The following is a 1,183-nucleotide window of genomic DNA, read 5'->3' on the forward strand; positions in this document are numbered from 1 at the left end:
GTCATCCGTTTGGTGGCGATGGCGGAGGGGCACCACGCGTACCCATCCCGAACACGACCGTTAAGCCCTCCAGCGCCGATGGTACTTGGACCGCAGGGTCCTGGGAGAGTAGGACGTTGCCAAGCGGGTTATTACAAAGATGAGGGTCTCTCCCTCGGGAGAGTATCGGAACCCTTCATCGATGAAAACTCAAGAAGCTGGCTCGACGTTCATAGACGATTCCGATGCCGACCTCGAAGTAATTCGAGAAGTTGATTCCATCGGTGCGGAATGGACGTTGCCAAGCGGTATCTTCTTTTAGACAAAAGCATAGCTTTGTGGGCCCTTAGCTCAGCTGGTTAGAGCGCACCCCTGATAAGGGTGAGGTCGGTGGTTCGAGTCCACTAGGGCCCACCATTTAGCCTGTAAAAAGTGAATGTGCCTAATGATTAGGCAAGTGAAGGATTCACATGGTGAAACTTCATGATAAATCCATCAGGATGTTCTATTCTGTGGGGGGGGCTCCCCGAAAAGTTGTATAAACCTCATTTCGAAGCAAAGTCAGGAAGAGCGACCGCGTTTAGAGGAAGGTTTAGACGCCGACCCTGTTAGGGTGCGGACGGAATTAGCCTCGAAGCATCACTTCACTTTTTGGGGTTCAGTTAGGGGCCATAGCTCAGCTGGGAGAGCGCCTGCCTTGCAAGCAGGAGGTCAGCGGTTCGATCCCGCTTGGCTCCACCATTCTAATCAGCGTCGGAACAGCAAGAAATTGCTAGTTGCCAACGCGGAAGCAATGTGGTAAGATATCTTTCGCTGCGAATATCGGCAGTCGCTCGACTGACGACGCAAGCGAAGCTTTGTTCCTTGAAAACTAGATAGCGAAGAAATGCGAAAGCATCCATTAGCAAGTGTAGATTGGGTATCTTTCGAGGAAGAGATGGACTTCGGTCTTGAACTTCTGAGGAGATGTCAATAACGGATCTTTTCTAACGAAAACATCCAGGTTAAGCTAGTAAGAGCACACGGAGGATGCCTAGGCGCTAGGAGCCGATGAAGGACGTGGCGAACAACGATAACGCCTCGGGGAGCTGTAAGCAAGCTTTGATCCGGGGATGTCCGAATGGGGGAACCCCCGTATCGTAATGGATACGGACTCCGCACTGAATCCATAGGTGCGGCAGAGGCAGACCAAGGGAACTGAAAC

The 1,183-nt window shown here is 51.8% G+C and carries 2 tRNA genes and 2 rRNA genes; all 4 read left to right on the top strand.

The features are described 5' to 3' along the window. The first annotated feature begins 8 nt into the window (after positions 1-8). Positions 9-125: ribosomal RNA gene (rrf, locus tag KJS69_RS29330) — 5S ribosomal RNA — on the top strand. 194 nt (positions 126-319) lie between these two features. Beyond that, positions 320-396 (top strand) — tRNA-Ile (locus KJS69_RS29335). Positions 397-644: 248 nt separating this feature from the next. Beyond that, positions 645-720: transfer RNA gene (locus tag KJS69_RS29340), tRNA-Ala, on the top strand. Between the two features lie 261 nt (positions 721-981). Continuing rightward, positions 982-1,183 (top strand): 23S ribosomal RNA (locus KJS69_RS29345); the annotation flags it as partial.

Origin of the sequence: Paenibacillus sp. J2TS4 (assembly GCF_018403245.1) — a bacterium.
Taxonomy (GTDB): Bacteria; Bacillota; Bacilli; order Paenibacillales; family NBRC-103111; genus Paenibacillus_L.